14 protein-coding genes and 1 pseudogene are annotated in these 16474 nt (G+C 69.0%); 12 read left to right on the top strand and 3 right to left on the bottom strand.

Annotated features, from left to right (window positions below):
• Positions 1 to 42 precede the first annotated feature (42 nt).
• The gene (trmFO, locus tag ACPCJR_RS07530; RefSeq protein WP_391511647.1) at positions 43 to 1467 is read left to right on the top strand and encodes a methylenetetrahydrofolate--tRNA-(uracil(54)-C(5))-methyltransferase (FADH(2)-oxidizing) TrmFO; all 1425 of its coding nucleotides are present in this window, start codon (positions 43 to 45) and stop codon (positions 1465 to 1467) included.
• A 252-nt stretch (positions 1468 to 1719) separates the two neighbouring features.
• Here the strand turns inward: trmFO and ACPCJR_RS07525 are convergent, their stop codons facing one another.
• Positions 1720 to 1911: a hypothetical protein gene (locus ACPCJR_RS07525; RefSeq protein WP_391511319.1), complete on the bottom strand. Its 192-nt coding sequence runs from the start codon at positions 1909 to 1911 to the stop codon at positions 1720 to 1722.
• Between the two features lie 558 nt (positions 1912 to 2469).
• A pseudogene (locus tag ACPCJR_RS07520) lies at positions 2470 to 4207 on the bottom strand (sigma 54-interacting transcriptional regulator).
• Positions 4208 to 4414: 207 nt separating this feature from the next.
• Here ACPCJR_RS07520 and ACPCJR_RS07515 point away from each other — a divergent pair.
• The 6 genes from ACPCJR_RS07515 (at position 4415) to ACPCJR_RS07490 (ending at position 10656) form a co-directional block, all read left to right on the top strand.
• Complete coding sequence (locus ACPCJR_RS07515; RefSeq protein ID WP_391511320.1) at positions 4415 to 5773, top strand: CmpA/NrtA family ABC transporter substrate-binding protein; 1359 nt, start codon at positions 4415 to 4417, stop codon at positions 5771 to 5773.
• A gap of 4 nt (positions 5774 to 5777) precedes the next feature.
• Positions 5778 to 6617, top strand: coding sequence for a nitrate ABC transporter permease (ntrB, locus tag ACPCJR_RS07510; RefSeq protein WP_391511321.1), 840 nt, complete (start codon positions 5778 to 5780; stop codon positions 6615 to 6617).
• Positions 6618 to 6625: 8 nt separating this feature from the next.
• The gene (locus ACPCJR_RS07505; RefSeq protein ID WP_391511322.1) at positions 6626 to 7621 is read left to right on the top strand and encodes an ABC transporter ATP-binding protein; all 996 of its coding nucleotides are present in this window, start codon (positions 6626 to 6628) and stop codon (positions 7619 to 7621) included.
• 130 nt (positions 7622 to 7751) lie between these two features.
• The gene (cynS, locus tag ACPCJR_RS07500) at positions 7752 to 8240 is read left to right on the top strand and encodes a cyanase (RefSeq protein WP_391511323.1); all 489 of its coding nucleotides are present in this window, start codon (positions 7752 to 7754) and stop codon (positions 8238 to 8240) included.
• Between the two features lie 245 nt (positions 8241 to 8485).
• A complete protein-coding gene (locus tag ACPCJR_RS07495; RefSeq protein ID WP_391511648.1) occupies positions 8486 to 9487 on the top strand; it encodes an alpha/beta hydrolase family protein in 1002 nt (333 codons plus the stop codon).
• A 35-nt stretch (positions 9488 to 9522) separates the two neighbouring features.
• Positions 9523 to 10656: a metallophosphoesterase gene (locus ACPCJR_RS07490; RefSeq protein WP_391511324.1), complete on the top strand. Its 1134-nt coding sequence runs from the start codon at positions 9523 to 9525 to the stop codon at positions 10654 to 10656.
• A 28-nt stretch (positions 10657 to 10684) separates the two neighbouring features.
• Here the strand turns inward: ACPCJR_RS07490 and ACPCJR_RS07485 are convergent, their stop codons facing one another.
• Positions 10685 to 11566, bottom strand: a complete 882-nt coding sequence (locus tag ACPCJR_RS07485) for a LysR substrate-binding domain-containing protein (RefSeq protein WP_391511325.1) — start codon at positions 11564 to 11566, stop codon at positions 10685 to 10687.
• Between the two features lie 136 nt (positions 11567 to 11702).
• Here ACPCJR_RS07485 and ACPCJR_RS07480 point away from each other — a divergent pair, with 136 nt between their 5' ends.
• The 5 genes from ACPCJR_RS07480 to ACPCJR_RS07460 all read left to right on the top strand — a co-directional run bounded on the left by ACPCJR_RS07480 (position 11703) and on the right by ACPCJR_RS07460 (position 16416).
• Entirely contained in the window at positions 11703 to 12659 is a 957-nt protein-coding gene (locus ACPCJR_RS07480; protein WP_391511326.1) for a tripartite tricarboxylate transporter substrate binding protein, read from the top strand.
• A 1-nt stretch (position 12660) separates the two neighbouring features.
• Positions 12661 to 13224 carry a tripartite tricarboxylate transporter TctB family protein gene (locus tag ACPCJR_RS07475; protein ID WP_391511327.1) on the top strand — a complete coding sequence of 188 codons (564 nt, stop codon included), beginning with the start codon at positions 12661 to 12663 and terminating at the stop codon, positions 13222 to 13224.
• An 18-nt stretch (positions 13225 to 13242) separates the two neighbouring features.
• On the top strand, positions 13243 to 14769 hold the full coding sequence (locus ACPCJR_RS07470) for a tripartite tricarboxylate transporter permease (protein WP_391511328.1): 1527 nt from the start codon (positions 13243 to 13245) through the stop codon (positions 14767 to 14769).
• Positions 14770 to 14830: 61 nt separating this feature from the next.
• Positions 14831 to 16054 carry a sulfite oxidase gene (locus ACPCJR_RS07465; protein ID WP_391511329.1) on the top strand — a complete coding sequence of 408 codons (1224 nt, stop codon included), beginning with the start codon at positions 14831 to 14833 and terminating at the stop codon, positions 16052 to 16054.
• A gap of 38 nt (positions 16055 to 16092) precedes the next feature.
• Entirely contained in the window at positions 16093 to 16416 is a 324-nt protein-coding gene (locus ACPCJR_RS07460; protein WP_391511330.1) for a c-type cytochrome, read from the top strand.
• The last annotated feature ends 58 nt before the right edge of the window (positions 16417 to 16474 follow it).

The following is a 16474-nucleotide window of genomic DNA, read 5'->3' as shown; positions in this document are numbered from 1 at the left end:
GCCCGCATTGATCGCCGGCCCGTGCGGTTCTATCCCGTGGCGATGACGAACCCGATCCACATCGTCGGCGGTGGCCTCGCCGGTTCCGAAGCGGCCTGGCAGATCGCGCAGGGCGGCCGGCCCGTCGTGCTGCACGAGATGCGGCCCACCCGCGGCACGGACGCCCACCAGGGCGACGGGCTGGCCGAACTCGTCTGCTCGAACTCCTTCCGATCGGACGATGCCAACGGCAACGCCGTCGGCCTGCTGCATCAGGAGATGCGCAGCCTGAACTCGCTGATCCTGCGCGCGGCCGACGCGAACCAAGTGCCCGCGGGCGGGGCGCTCGCCGTCGATCGCGAGGGATTCTCGCGGGCCGTCACCGCGGCGCTCGAAGACCATCCCAACGTGACCCTCGTTCGCGAGGAGGTCGCGGGGCTTCCGCCCGAGGCGTGGGGCCCGACCATCCTCGCCACCGGCCCCCTCACCTCCCCGGCGCTGGCCGAGGCGGTCGGCGCCCTGACGGGCAAGGAGTCGCTGGCCTTCTTCGACGCCATCGCCCCGATCGTCCACCGCGACTCGATCGATATGGGCAAGGCGTGGTTCCAGTCCCGCTACGACAAGGCGGGGCCCGGCGGCACGGGTGCGGATTACCTCAACTGCCCGATGGACCGGGAGCAGTACGAGGCCTTCGTCGCCGCGCTGATCGCGGGCGAGAAGACCGTGTTCAAGGAGTGGGAGGCCTCGACCCCCTATTTCGACGGCTGTCTGCCCATTGAGGTGATGGCCGAGCGCGGCCCCGAGACCCTGCGCCACGGGCCGATGAAGCCGGTGGGCCTGACCAACCCGCACAACCCGACCGTGAAGGCCTACGCCATCGTCCAGCTGCGCCAGGACAACGCGCTCGGCACCCTGTTCAACATGGTGGGCTTCCAGACCAAGCTGCGCCACGCCGAGCAGACCCGCATCTTCCGCACGATTCCGGGGCTGGAGAACGCCGAATTCGCCCGGCTCGGGGGGCTGCACCGCAACACCTATCTCGACAGCCCGCGGCTGCTCGACGCCACCCTGCGGCTGAAGGCGCGACCGTCCCTGCGCTTCGCCGGCCAGATCACCGGCTGCGAGGGCTATGTCGAGAGCGCCGCGGTCGGATTGATGGCCGGCCGCTACGCGCTGGCCGAAGCGGCCGGGCAGGCGCTCGCTCCCCTGCCCCCGACCACGGCGCTCGGCGCCCTGATCGGCCACATCACCGGCGGCCATCTCGAGGCCGGCGCGGAAGCGGACGCGAACGCGCCCCGCTCGTTCCAGCCGATGAACGTGAATTTCGGGCTGTTCCCGCCGCTGGAGCGGATGCCGCGCAACGAGACGGGCCGGCGCCTGCGCGGCCCCGAGAAGGCGGCGCTCAAGAAGCGGGCGCTGACCGACCGTGCCCGGACCGACCTCGCCGCCTGGATCGCGGGCGAGGGATTTTCGCAGGCGGCCGAGTAGAGGCTTCACGCCTTCGCCGCGACGACGGCATCGCCCGCGTTCGAAGGCCTCTGCCGGTGCGATGGAAACGGAGGCCGGCCCCTGTCGACGGGGGCTGCCGCGGGGATACGCATCCGCAGCAGGTTTGATCAGGACGGGCACGCATCGCGGCGGTCTGCCCGTCCGACGGCCTCCCTTGTCTCACCCGGGGCTCCGGAGGCTGGCCGGGAAGCGGGCTCCTGCGCCGGGGAGCGTGGAGGCGGCCTCAGGGTGTCAGCTCGAAAAGGAGCCGAATCCTTCGAAGGTGTTGGTCGGCGGCGTGGTCACCCTCGCGCACTCGTCGCCGTTGTCTTGTTCGTCGGCAACAGGTTGATCGGGCGTACGGTCGAGATCTTTCGGGTAGTTCTGGTCAGAGACAAAGGCGAGCGGCGAGGCGGTGCGATCGGGCTGCTTGTCTATGGTCATCCAAACTCCTCGGGGAATCGGTCGCTGATACGGCCGAGCTTGGGATAAGCCGTCTCAGGACGATTTGCAAAGCGCGCTCCCCGTTTCCGGTCTGCACCGGGCGCAAGCGCATGTCCGGGATCAAGCGCGCCAAAGCCGAGACCGGCTGTGCCGCCGGCTCACCTGGGCCGCAGGCCTGAGATGCTGATGATTAAGATGTATCTTCAGATAAAAGACGAATGGCGCTCCAGCTCGGACAGAACTGCGAACACGTATATGATTGAAATTTCCGGATAAATCCAAGTTCGCTGCATACACGCCCGCTTTGGTGACGCTTGCCGACATTCACATAAATGCGGCGCAGCGCTGCAAATCGAGTAGGCGTAGGGGCCGGCGGGCCGCCTACCTCCCGGTTTCCACTCTTGAGCCGCCTGATCCTGCGGTCCGCTACCTATCTGCAGAGACATGGACCAACACTGGAGCAATCGTTTTTCAGAAATATTTTGTGTGACTTCGAGATTGAGCTTCGAAGCGGAAATTTAGTTATTTATGTTAATATTTTTTTAAATACAGGAAAATTTAGCTTTTGATACCGTGGGCTTTGATGCGGGACGCGAGCGTCGTGGGGCGCAGGCCGAGCATTTCGGCGGCGCCGCCCGGCCCGAAGATTTTGCCGTCGCACCGGGCCAGAGCCTTGACGATCTCGGCCCGGTCGCGGGCGCGCCGCTCGGTCTCGGTGCGCGGGCGGTGTCCGGGCGCGGCGCTCGCCGGAGCGTCGTCGGCGCCGGCTTCGCTCGGGCCGGCCTCGTCGAGGTCCAGCAGGTCGAGGCGGCGGACATCGCCTTCGGTCAGGCGGGACTCGGGCACGCCGAGGCGGTGCGCGGCGCCGCTGAGCATGTGCTGGGCGATGAGGGGAATGTCTTCCGGCCGATCGCGCAAGGGCGTCGCGCCGATCGGGAAGACGTTGAGACGGAAGTAAAGGTCGCCGCGGAAGCGGTCGCGGCGCACCTCCACCTTCAGGTCGCGGTTTGTCGCCGCCACGAGGCGGATGTCGATTGCGCGGGTGCGCTCCTCGCCGACGCGCTCGAACGAGCGTTCCTGCAGCACCCGCAGGAGCTTGCCCCGGAGATCGAGGGGGATCTCGCCGACCTCGTCGAGGAACAGTGTGCCGCCGTCGGCGAGTTCGAAGCGCCCGACCCGGTCGCGCAGCGCCCCGGTGAAGGCGCCGCGGGCATGGCCGAAGAACTCGCTCTCGAACAGCTCCCGCCGGATCGCGGCGCAGTTGACGCGGATGAGCGGCCGGTCGCGGCGCCGGCTGGCCTCGTGGATCGCGCGGGCGATCAGCTCCTTGCCGGTGCCGGACTCGCCCGTGATCAGCACCGTGGCATCGGTGCCACCTACAAGATTGATCTGGCGCTGGATCACCTTGATGGCCGGGCTGCGGCCGATGATGCCCTGATGGTGGCTGCCAGCCCGAATCTCATCCTTCAGGTAGGTGTTCTCCAGTTCGAGCTGCTGGCGCAGCGACACGACCTCGGCGCGAGCCTGCCACAACCGCTCGTCCGCTTCGCGGCGCTGGCTGATGTCGCGGAACACGATGACGGCGCCCACCAGCGCGCCGCGGTCGCGGATTGGCGTCGAGGTGTACTCGACCGGGAACGACGTGCCGTCGCGGCGCCAGAACACCTCGTCATCGACCTGATGCACGGCCCCGTCGCGGAAGGCCGCGTAGATCGGGCAGTCCCGGTGCGGATGGTGGCAGCCGTCCGGGTGGGTGTGATGCACGGAAGCGTGCATGTCCCGGCCGACGAGGTCGGCAGCGGACCAGCCCAGCATGCGCTCGGCGGCCGGGTTGACGAAGGTCGTCACCCCCTCGGCGTTGACCCCGTAGATGGCCCGCGCCCGCGGCACGCAGGATCAGCTGGTTCTCCCGCCCGATATCGCGAAAAATCCGCTCCATGCACTGCCATTCCGAGAGGCCGGCGCGCATGTGGCGATCGGCCTCGCGATCCACTTGGCGCTGGCTGCGCTCGTCGAGATCGAACAGCGTGACGAGGACGAGCCCGCCGGGCAGCACCGTGCCCACGGTCTCGACGCTGAGGGCGCGGCCCGCCCCGTGCCGGGGCGTGAGGCTGTGGGTCCACCGGCGCCCCTTGGCCTCGACGCCCTGCGTGAACACGATCAGCGCCGGCACTTGCCCAGAATGCAGGGCGCTCGCCGCCATGCGGCGCAGCATCGCCCGCGGCGTGCCGAGCGGGCGCGCTGCGGCCTCGTTGGCCTCAAAGATCCGGTCCCCAGCCGGATCGAGCACCAGCATGGCCTCGGCGCCCGCCTCCGCTCCCGGGCCGCACCCTGCCTCCGGCATCACGAGATCTCGTCGCTGAACTACGAAATCTCATGATACACGAGATTTCGTAGTTCTATGCACCATGCCAAGTCGTTGACGAGTAGAGATTTTGGCTCATTTGCGCGCTTGGCACATCCCTTGCCACACTTCGAGCGTCCCGAACCGCGCGAGGCGCCCATGGCCCTGTTCGACAATCCCTTCGACGTCAAACGTCGCCTCGCCCGCAGCAGCTGCTCCTGCGGCGCCCATGCGAGCCAGGCCGAACACGATGCCGCGCCGACGGGCGAGGCCGCGCTGGAGCGGGCGGTCGAGGGCGCGGTGATGCGCGCGCTGTTTCCGCAGGACGCCGAGCGCCGCGCCTTCCTGCGGAGCGTCGGCGCCGCCACCGCGCTCGCGGCGGTGAGCCAGTTCTTTCCGACGAAGTTCGCCGCCGAGGCGTTCGCGGAAAGCGGCAAGCCGGAGAAGAGCGACCTGAAGGTCGGCTTCATCCCGATCACCTGCGCCACACCGATCATCATGGCCAAGCCCATGGGCTTCTACGAGAAGCAGGGCCTGAACGTGGAGGTGGTGAAGACCGCCGGCTGGGCGGTGATCCGCGACAAGACCCTGAACAAGGAATACGACGCCGCCCACATGCTGGCGCCGATGCCGATCGCGATCTCGCTCGGCCTCGGCTCGAACCCGCAGCCCTACACGATGCCGGCGGTGGAGAACGTCAACGGTCAAGCCATCACCCTGGCGATGAAGCACAAGGACAGGCGCGACCCGAAGGACTGGAAGGGCTTCAAGCTCGCCGTCCCGTTCGACTACTCGATGCACAACTACCTGCTGCGGTACTACCTCGCGGAAGCCGGCATCGATCCCGACACCGACGTGCAGATCCGCGCCGTGCCGCCGCCCGAGATGGTCGCGAACCTGCGCGCCGACAACATCGACGGCTTCCTCGCCCCTGATCCGGTGAACCAGCGCGCGGTCTACGACGGCGTCGGCTTCATCCACATCCTGTCGAAGGAGATCTGGGACCGGCACCCCTGCTGCGCCTTCGCGGCCTCGGAAGCCTTCATCAAGGAGACGCCGAACACCTACGCGGCGCTCCTGCGCGCGATCATCCAGGCGACGGCCTACGCCTCGAAGGCGGAGAACCGCAAGGAGATCGCCGCCGCGATCGCGCCGGCGAACTACCTCAACCAGCCGCTGACCGTCATCGAGCAGGTGCTCACCGGCACCTTCGCGGACGGCTTGGGGCAAGTGCGCAAGGTGCCCGACCGGGTCGATTTCGACGCCTTCCCCTGGCAGTCCTTCGCGGTCTGGATCCTGACCCAGATGAAGCGCTGGGGCCAGCTCAAGGGTGACGTCGATTACGCCGCGGTCGCCCGCCAGGTCTATCTCGCGACCGACGCCGCGAAACTGATGAAGCAGGATGGTTTCACCCCACCCGAGGCCACTAGCAAGACTTTCTCGGTAATGGGCAAGACTTTCGACCCGGCCAAGCCGAAGGAATACCTCGACTCCTTCAAGATCAAGCGGGCGAGCTAGAGCCATGACGCGCGCCCTCAACCTCCGCGCCGGCGTGCTCTCGCTGGCGATCCTCGCCGCGATCCTGCTCGTCTGGCAGGTCGCGGTCAGCGGGACCGCCAAGACCGAGGCGATGGACCCGGAATACGCCGCCCTGATGGGGGCCACCGCCACCACCGGCAAGTCGGCGATGCCGGGGCCGTTCGATGTCGCGGCCACCATCTGGGGCCACCTGAAGGACCCGTTCTACGACCGGGGCCCCAACGACAAGGGCATCGGCATCCAGCTCGCCTACTCGGTCGGGCGCGTCGCGCTCGGCTACGGGTTGGCCGTGCTGGTGGCGATCCCGGTCGGCTTCCTCATCGGCATGTCGCCGCTCATGAGCCGGGCGCTCGACCCCTACATCCAGATCCTGAAACCCGTCTCGCCGCTCGCCTGGATGCCGCTCGCCCTCTACACGATCAAGGATTCGAGCCTGTCGGCGATCTTCGTGATCTTCATCTGCTCGGTCTGGCCGATGCTGATCAACACGGTGTTCGGCGTCGCCTCGACCCGCAAGGAATGGCTCAACGTCGCCCGCACGCTGGAGGTCGGGCCGATCCGGCGCGCCTTCACGGTGATCCTGCCCGCGGCCGCCCCCACCATCCTCACCGGCATGCGCATCTCGATCGGCATCGCTTGGCTCGTCATCGTCGCGGCCGAGATGCTCGTGGGTGGGACCGGCATTGGCTACTTCGTCTGGAACGAGTGGAACAACCTCTCGATCACCAACGTGATCACCTCGATCCTCGTGATCGGCCTCGTCGGCATGGTCCTCGACCAGCTGCTCGCCCGCGCGCAAGCCCTCGTCACCTTCCCGGAATGAGGCCGCCGATGAGCACGCTCCTCCCCTTCGTGCGGCGCGCGTCCGGCGCCGCTCCCGACTCAAACGCCGGGACCGGCCGCATGTCGAATTCCGAAAAATTCATCTCGATCGAGGGGATCGCCCGGCGCTACCCGGCACCGGGGGGCAAGACGACCACGATCTTCGAGAACCTGTGGCTGCCGATGCGCCGCGGCGAGTTCGTCTGCATGATCGGCCATTCGGGCTGCGGCAAGACCTCGGTCTTGAACATCCTGGCCGGGCTGGAGGCGCCCTCCGAGGGTGCGGTGATCGTCGATGGGCAGGCTATCGCCGGCACCAGCCTCGACCGGGCGGTGATCTTCCAGGGCCACGCCCTGCTGCCCTGGCGCACCGTGCTCGGCAACGTCGCCTACGCGGTCTCGTCGCGCTGGCGCAAGGCGCCGAAGGCCGAGATCGAAGCAAAGGCCAGGAAGGCGATCGCCACGGTGGGGCTCGCGGGCTCCGAGTACAAGCGGCCGTCCGAGCTGTCGGGCGGCATGAAGCAGCGCGTCGGCATTGCGCGCGCGCTCTCGATCGATCCCAAGATCCTGCTCATGGACGAGCCGTTCTCGGCGCTCGACGCGCTCACCCGCGGCACGTTGCAGGACGAGGTGCGCCGGATCTGCGTAGAGACCGGGCAGACCGTGTTCATGATCACCCACGATGTCGATGAGGCGATCTACCTCGCCGACCGGATCGTGCTGATGACCAACGGGCCGGAGGCGAAGGTCGCCGAGATCGTCGAGAATCCGCTGCCCAAGGACCGCGACCGCACCCAGCTCCACCACGCGCCGGGCTACTACGCCCTCCGCAACCACCTGATCGACTTCCTCGTGTCGCGTTCCCGGACGATGCGGGACGCGATGCCGGCCGATTACGACCCGCGTCACCCGCTCGTGGTTCGCCCCTCCCTCAGCGAGGCCGACGCCGAGGCGATCGCGGCCACGGCCACGGCAACAACCGAGCCGGCCCCGCGCCGCGCCTGACGCAGTTGCCCCTTTTCCCTCCCGCCCCCAGGCGAACCGCCGGAGACGGGATCGCCGTCCGGAGGTCATGCCCCCGGCGTCCGGTCGGCCGACCACGATCCTGAAAGCTCTCGATCAACAGGAGCCAAGCATGAAGCGCGAAGACCTCACCGAGAAGCTGCTCGACATCAAGCGCGAGAAGGGCTGGACCTGGAAATACATCCAAGACGAGATCGGCGGCATCTCCCCGATCCTGATCACCGCTGCCTGCATGGGCCAGATGAAGCTCCCCAAGGCCCAGGCCGCCAAGGCCGCTGAATTGTTCGGCCTGACGAAGGCCGAGGAACGGATGCTCAACGAGGCCCCCTATCGCGGTTCGATTCCACAGATGCCGCCGACCGACCCGCTGATCTACCGATTCTACGAGCTGGTGATGGTTTACGGCACGACCTGGAAGGAGCTGATCCAGGAAGATTTCGGCGACGGCATCATGTCGGCGATCGACTTCAACATGACGATGGAGCGCGAGCCCAACAACAAGGGCGACCGGGTGAAGATGAACCTTTCCGGCAAGTTCCTGCCGTACAAGTATTACGGTAACGACGAGGGCGTGCCGGAATACGGCTTTAAGGAAGGCTGAGCGCATCGCTCCCGGCCGGCGGATCGCAGCCGGCCGGATCCCAGACCGAAATATCGCGGGCGGTCGCCATCGGCCGCTTCGCGGTGACCATGGACGCACGCGGTGTGCGCCTCCTCACCGCAATCATGACGACAACGGCTTAGCCATCGGTTTGCGTGGCTGTCGCCACCGTCTTGAGAAGGCAGGCCCCCTTGAGGGATCAGGAACGCCCGCGCCCCGGCTTCAGCCGGCGTCGCTTCGGGGCCATGCTCGTCGGCGGTTTCGCGGCCGGCGTGGCGACACGGGCGATCCGCCCCGTCGAGGCGGCTTCCGAGGACGTCCGCATCGCCGACCTGGATTGGGTCGATGCCCGTCGCGACCGTCGGGTGCCGGCGCGCCTGTACTGGCCGCCCGAAGGGGCGACACCGGTGGGGCCCATGCCCCTGATCGTCTTCTCGCACGGCCTCGGCCAGTCGCGGATGGGCTACAGCCATCTCGGGCGCCACTGGGCGGCCAACGGTTATGCCAGCCTGCACGTGCAGCACGTCGGGAGCGACGGCAGCGTGTGGGCCGGCAATCCGTTCGAAATCCTCGAGCGCGTGAATGGTGCGGCGGACGAGCGCGAGGCCATCGCCCGGGCTGCCGACATGAGCTTTGCCCTCGACCGCATTCTCGACCGAGACGGCGCCTTCGCCGCATCCATCGACCGGGCGCGCATAGTCGCCGCCGGGCATTCCTACGGCGCCAACACGACCCTGCTCCTCGGCGGCGCGCGCGTCGTCCGCGATGGGCGGACGCTCGACCGTCGGGATCTGCGCTTCAAGGCCGGCATCGTCATCTCGGCGCCGCCCTTCTACGGCGAGCGCGACCTGCAGGCCGTGCTGGCGGCCGTCGCCATGCCGACCTTCCACGTGACCGCGACGGAGGACGTGATCGCGCTGCCGGGCCGGCGCTCGCCCGTGCAGGACCGTCTCGACGTCTACGAGGCGGTCGGGACGACGCGGAAGGCGCTGGCGGTCTTCCAGGGCGGGTCGCACAGCATCTTCACCGATCGGGCGCTGACGGGCGGGGCGAGGCTCAACCCGCAGGTGAAGCGGGCGACCGCGGAAGGCGGGCTGGCCTTCCTCGACCTGGCCTTCCGGGGCGATCCCGGACCCTTGGCGTCGTGGAGCGAGACGTGGCGGCCGATCCTGGCCGTGGCGCCGACAGCCTACCCGGTCGCGGCGTCGTCGCGGCCTCCGTCACGCCGAGACCGTTCCCGCTCGTAGCGGCCGCCCCGACCCTCGCCCCGCCCGGACGGTCCATGTTCCACCTGATCTTCGGTCTGCCCAGCCTCTACGTCGTCGTCCGGGTGCTGTGGCCGCTGCCTTGGCCGTTCGCCGTGAAGGCGGGCGTCGCGGTCCTCCTGCTCGTCGCGTCCCAGTACCACCTGTGGAGCCGTCTCTCGTCCGGCTCGGTGTTCTCGCCCGAGTTCCCGCGCGCGCTGGTCATCCTGTTCAACTGGGCCTTCGGCGCGATCGTCCTGCTGGCGGCGATGCAGGTGGCGCTCGATCTCGTGGCGCTGGCCGGCAAGCTCGTGCCCGGAGGGGGCTGGGCGATCCCCGTGGGATGGCGCTACGCCGAGGCCGGCCTGGCCATGCTCCTGTCGGCGTTCGCCGTGCAGCAGGCCGTGCGCGTGCCGCCGCTCAAGGACGTGACCGTCGAGATCGAGAACCTCCCGCCCGCCTTCGAAGGCTACACGCTCCTCCAGCTGACCGACCTGCATCTCAGCCGCCTGTTCCCGGCGCACTGGGCGCGCGAGGTCGTGGCGCGATCCAACGCGCTGGGCGTCGATCTCATCGTCATCACCGGCGACCTGATCGACGGGTCCCTCGCGGCCCGTCGCGCCGACGTCGAACCCTTGCGCGATCTGCGCGCCCCCGACGGGGTCTGGTCGATCCCCGGCAACCACGAATACTTCTTCGAATACGCGGCCTGGATGCGCCACTATGCCGAGTTGGGGCTGGGCGTGCTCGCCAACCGGCACACGGTCCTGCGGCGCGGCGACGACGCGCTCGTCCTGGCCGGCGTGACCGACCTTTCGGCCGCGCATGCGGGCCAGCCGCCCCACGACCTCGACGCGGCGCTGGCCGGCGCTCCGGCCCGTGCCCCCGTCCTCCTCCTCGACCATCAGCCGAGGGGCGCCCCCAGGGCGGCCGCGAAGGGCGTGGCCCTGCAGCTCTCCGGTCATACGCATGGCGGGATGGTCGCGGGTCTCGACCGGCTGGTCGCGCGGGCGAACGGCGGCTTCGTCTCGGGCGCCTACGCGGTCGGGGGCATGACGCTCTACGTCAACAACGGCACGGCGCTCTGGCCGGGCTTCGCCCTCCGGTTGGGCCCTCCCTCCGAGCTGACGCGCATCACGCTGCGAGCCAGGGTTCGACCTCCCGCGACGTGATCGCGGCGCCGGGCTCTACCTTGGCCCGTCAGATATCGCGCACCGGACGGAACGGCGCCGCCGTCCGCAACTCGCGCGAGATGTAATGCGCGAGGTGCTCGGCGGCATCCGAGATTCCGGTCGGGCGGCGCACCAGCACGAGGTCGATGTTCGGCAGCCTCGGCATGCCGTCCTCCTCGCCGAGCCGGCGCATGCCGCCCGACATCGCGCAATGCGGAAACACTGAGACGGCGAGCCGCGCGAACACCGCGGCTTGCAGCCCCGCGATCGTGTCGCTGACCGAGCGGATCGTCCAGCGGCGCCCGGCCGCGCCGAGCGCTTCGAGCCCGCGCTGGCGATAGACGCTGCCGGCGGGCAGCACGGCCAGCGGAATCGGGTCGTCGGTCTCCGGCCGACCACCGCGCCCCGCGACCCAGGAGAGCGGTTCCGTGCGCACGGCCTCGCCGCGATGCAGATCCGGCTGCTCGGTCAGGATCGCGATGTCCAGTTTGTCGCGCATCAGTTCGGCGTGCAGGTACACGCTCCGGCGGCAATGCAACTGGATCTCGATCTCCGGATAGGCGCGCGAGAAGCGGCCAAGCACCTCGGGCAGCAGGTAGGCGGCGTAGAGGTCGGGCGTGCCCAGCGTCACCCGCCCGGCGACGCCGGGCACGGCGAAACGCGCCCGCGCCTCCTCGGACAGGCGCAGCATGGCGCGGGCGTATTCGAGCAGGATCTCGCCGTCCGCCGTCAGGGTGATCCGGCGCCGGTCGGGGCCGAACACCGGACGGCCGAGCTGCGCTTCCAGGCGGCCGATCTGATGGGTGACCGCCGATTGGGTGCGTCCGACCGCGCGGCCCGCCGAGGTCACCCCGCCGGTATCCACGATCGCCACGAAGGTCCGCAGGAGCGCGAGGTCGAGGTCGCTCATGTCGATCAATTTATTTCATGTACGGAATGCACACTATGAACTTTATTGCCGGTCCTGTCGTCGTTAATCTGCGCTCCGGTGACGCGGCGACGGATCGGGACAAACCGGCAGAGACCCGCGCAACGGGAGAAGCGCCATGGGTTGGACGAGACGGAACGTCCTCGGCTGCGGCGCCGCCGCGGTCGCGGCGACGGCGGCGGGCAGGGCCTTCGCGCAGACCTATCCGAGCCGCCCGATCGAACTCGTCGTTCCCTGGGGGCCGGGCGGCGGCGCCGACCAGCTCGCCCGCAAGATCGCGCAGCTCGCCGAGCCGATGCTCGGCCAGGGCCTCCCGGTGGTGAACGTCCCCGGCGGCACGGGCGCGACCGGCATGGCCAAGCTGCTCGCCAACCCCGCCGACGGCCAGACGGCGGCGATCTACATCGCCGACTCGCACGCGCTGCTGGCCGGGACGGGGGCGCGCTGGAAGATCGAGGACATCGTCCCGGCCGCGGTGCTGATCCAGGCGCCGTCCTTCCTCTTCGTCGGACAGGACAGCCGCTTCAAGACCTGGGCCGAGTTCGCGCAGGAGGCCCAAACGAAGCCGGGCACGCTCAAGGTCGCGACCCTGGGCTTCGGCAGCGTCGACGACTTCACCCTGAAATTCCTCGGCGCCAAGGGCGTCAAGGTCAATCCGGTGCCGTTCGCCAAGCCGGGCGAGCGCTACGTCTCGATCCTCGGCGGGCACGCGGATGCGCTCTACGAGCAGGCCGGCGACGTCGGGACCTTCCTCGCGGGCCGGCAGATGCGGCCTCTCCTGGTGTTCGGCCGGCAGCGGTTCCCGGCTTTCCCCGACATACCGTGCTCGACGGAAGCCGGCTTCGACATCGCGCTTCCGCAGTTCCGCTCGCTCGTGGTCCGCGCCGGAACCCCGCAGGATCGCGTCGAGACGCTGTCGGCCACGCTCGCCAAGGTCGCCGGGAGCGACGCGTACAAGGCGTTCCTCAAGGAGCAGTTCGCGGACGAGGCCAGCTTCCTCCCGGCCGCGCAGGCGGGCGATTTCGTCCGCAGGCAGCTCGACGACATGAAGGCCGCCATCAAGCAGGCATCCTGAGATGGCGAGCGAGAGCGCCGGGCGCGCGAACGGATGGGGCGCACGCATCGCGCCCGCGATCCCCTACATCCTGCTGCTGGCCGTCACGATCTGGCTCTGGGGCGTGGCCGGGCGCATCGACTATCAGGAGCGGCCGGGCACGCTCGGGCCGGACTTCTGGCCGCGGGTCGCGATCGGCCTCATGGGCCTGCTCTGCCTCGTCCGGATCGCCACCGTTCTCACCACCGGCGGCGCGGCCGCCCGCGGCATCGGGGCGGCGATCACGGGCGGCCAGGAGGAGGAAGAGGAGACCGGCCCGCGCCGCCCGATCCTGCTCGGGCTCGGCATCGCGCTCACCCTCGCCTACGGCCTCGTTCTGAACACGATCGGCTTCCCGCTCGCGACCGCCCTGTTCCTCGTCGCGTTCATGTATCTCGGCGGATCGCGCCGGCATCTCGCGGTCTGGGTCTCGAGCCTTCTCGGCGTCGCGCTCGTCACGGTGCTCCTGACGAAGGTCGTCTACGTGTCGCTGCCCCGGGGGGCGCCGCCCTTCGACCGCGTCATCGATCTCATCTCCGGCTTCTGAGCGGACGGGAGGCGGACCATGTGGGACATCCTCACCCAACTCGGCGCGGGCTTCCTCGCCTGCCTCCACCCCGTCACGCTGCTGATGCTCGTTGCCGGCATCGTGGTCGGCCTTCTCGTCGGCGTGTTGCCGGGGCTGACGCTCGTCATGGGCGTCGTCCTCTTCCTGCCCTTCACCTACAAGATGGACGTGACCAACGCGATCGTGCTGCTCAGCGCGATGTACGTGTCGGGCACCTACGGCGGCGCCTTCACCTCGATCCTGTTCCGAATCCCCGGCGAGCCGATCCACGTGCCGCTGCTGTGGGACGGCTACGCGATGGCGCGAAAGGGCGAGCCGGCCCGCGCGCTCGGCTGGACGCTGGTCGCGGCCTTCGGCGGCGGCATGCTCTCGGCGGTCGCCATGGTGCTGCTGACGAAGCCCGTGGCGAGCTTCGCGCTGCAATTCTCCTCTCCGGAATACTTCGCGATCCTGCTGTTCGGCCTGATGAGCGTGATCGCCCTCGGCAAGGGATCGCTCGCCAATGCCCTGATCAGCCTGTGCCTCGGCCTGCTCATCGCCTCGGTCGGGACGGATGCGACCTACGGGGCCTACCGCTTCACCTTCGACCAGCCGATTCTCGCGGACGGCATCGAGTTCCTCGTGGTCATGGTCGGCGCCTACGGCGTCGGCGAGGTGCTGTCGCGGCTCGAATACGGCTTCTCCAGCAAGCCCCTCGACAAGGTCGCCAACGCGCGGACGCAGCTGCCGTCGCTGGGGGAGATGGTCCGCCTCAAGGGCATGTTCCTGCGCTCGACGCTGCTCGGACACGTGATCGGCATCATCCCGGGCGCGGGCGCGACCATCGCCTCGTTCGTCTGCTACGGGGTCGAATCGCAGTTCGGCCGCCGCCGAAGGGAGATGGGCTCAGGCATCCCCGAGGGGATCGTCGCGCCGCAGAGCGCCGCGACGGCCTCCGTCGGCGGCGGATTGATCCCACTGCTCGCCCTCGGGATTCCCGGAAGCGGCGCGACCGCCGTCATCCTCGGCGCCTTCATGCTGCACGGCATCCAGCCGGGGCCGCAGATCATGGTGACGTCCTCGGCCATGGTCTACACCATCTTCGCCTCGATCTTCATCGGCATCGCCGTGATGTGCGTGCTGGGGTACTTCGCGATCCGGCCGCTCGTAGCGATCCTCGACTTTCCCGAGGCGATCGTCTCGGCCTTCGTGATGCTGTTCTGCTTCGTCGGGGCGCTGGCGATCCGCAGCAACACGGTCGATCTGTGGCTGATGCTCGGGTTCGGCGTGCTCGGATACCTGTTCGAGCGCCTCAAGTTCCCGATCGCGCCGCTGGTGCTCGGCGTCATCCTCGGGCCGCTCGCCGAGGAATCGTTCATGAACGCGATGATCAGCTACGCGAACGATTGGACCGTGTTCTTCACGAGGCCGATCTCCGGGACGATCATGGCGCTCGCCCTGCTGACCATGGCGCTTCCCCTCGTCGGCATGCTGCGCGAACGCCGGGCCGAGGCCTCGGGCGCGCTGAAGCCGGCGGCCCGTTGAGGACGCGCATCCCGAACTGTTTTCCGTTCACGATCGACCGGCCCGGAAGAGGAGTGGTTCCATGACGACGGATCTGTCCGCCCTGCAACGACGCCATTTTCTGGTCGGCGGCACCGCCGCCGCGTTCGGGCTCGCCGGCCCGGCTTCCGCCCAGACCCCGGCCGATGGGGGCGTTCAGCCCGCGGCGAAGGCCTTGCCCGGCTACGTCGCCTGGAAGGACGCGGACGCCTTCGTCGTCCACTCCAATCAGACGCTCGAGACCAAGCGCGCCTGGATCGGCAGCGGGATCGTCACACCCACCGAGCGCCTCTTCATCCGCAACAACGTCAATCCTCCCTCCGACGCCATCGTCGCCGACCGCGATGCGTGGCGCATCGAGATCGCGGGCGTGACGCAGCCGCGGACGCTGACGCTGGGTGAACTGAAGCGGATGGGTCTGGCGAGCGTGGCGACCGTGCTGCAATGCTCGGGCAACGGCCGGAAATACATGCAGGACGCCCTCCAGCCGGGTCAGAAGATTTCCGGAACGCCCTGGACGGTGGGTGCGGCGGGCTGCGTGATCTGGACCGGCGTGCCGCTCCGGGCCGTCGTCGATGCCCTGGGCGGTCCCGTGCCGGGGGCGGCGTTCGTCACCGGCACGGGGGGCGAGGAATTGCCCGCTGGCCTCAAGCCCAAGGACGTGATGGTCGAGCGCTCGGTGCCGCTCTCCACCCTCGACACGGTGCTGCTCGCCTGGGAGCTGAACGGGGAGCCGATCCCGCTCGCCCATGGCGGCCCGCTGCGCATGATCGTTCCGGGCTACTCGGGCGTGAACAACGTCAAGTACGTGAAGGCCGTCGCGCTCACCGAGCGGGAGACGGAGGCCAAGATCCAGGCCACGAGCTACCGGATGCACGGGGTCGGCGAGAAGGGCGCCCCCGGCCAGCCCTCGATCTGGGAGCAGCCGGTGCGCTCGTGGATCACGGCACCTCTGGGGGCGGGCCCCGGCGGATCGACGGTCGTCACGGGCGTGGCCTTCGGCGGCATGAACGCGGTGGCGCGTGTCGAGGTGAGCGCCGACGGCGGGACGACCTGGGTCGAGGCGCCGCTCGTCGGTCCCGATCTCGGGCGCTACGCGTGGCGGCTCTTCGCCCTGCGGATGGACCTGCCCGCCGGGCGCCACCTCCTGGCCAGCCGGGCGACCGACGCGCTGGGCACCGTCCAGCCCGAGGACACGCCGCCGAACGGCGGCGGCTACAGCTACAACGGCTGGCGCGGGCCCGCCGTCCCGTTCGAGGCGGCTTGATGTCGGGCGGTGCCGATGACCCTCTCCGGGAGACCGCGATGAGCGTTCGATGGCCCCTCGCTGCGGTGCTGCTCGCGTTCCTGGCGACCCCTGCCGCGGCGGACCCGGCCCAGCTCGAACTCGGCAAGCGCGTCTTCACCGAGTTGGCCGAGCCGCGCTGCGGCGCCTGCCACACACTCGCCGATGCCGGCACCAGGGGGGAAGTGGGGCCCGCTCTCGATACGCTCAAGCCGAGCGCGAGCCGCGTCGCGACCGCCGTGACCAACGGGATCGGCGTGATGCCGGCCTTCGAGGACCTGACCGAGGAACAGGTCAAAGCCGTCGCGCTGTATGTGCAGACCGTGACGGGCGGGAAGGAGTAGTCTCCGAGCCTGTTTGACCGGCTTATCCCAACAAATCCCCTCATCCTGAGGTGCTGCG

This window comes from Methylobacterium sp. NPDC097929 (genome assembly GCF_049543375.1).
Taxonomy (GTDB): domain Bacteria; phylum Pseudomonadota; class Alphaproteobacteria; order Rhizobiales; family Beijerinckiaceae; genus Methylobacterium.
Note: the sequence above shows the minus strand (reverse complement) of the source record. Positions and strands in the feature narration are given on the sequence as shown.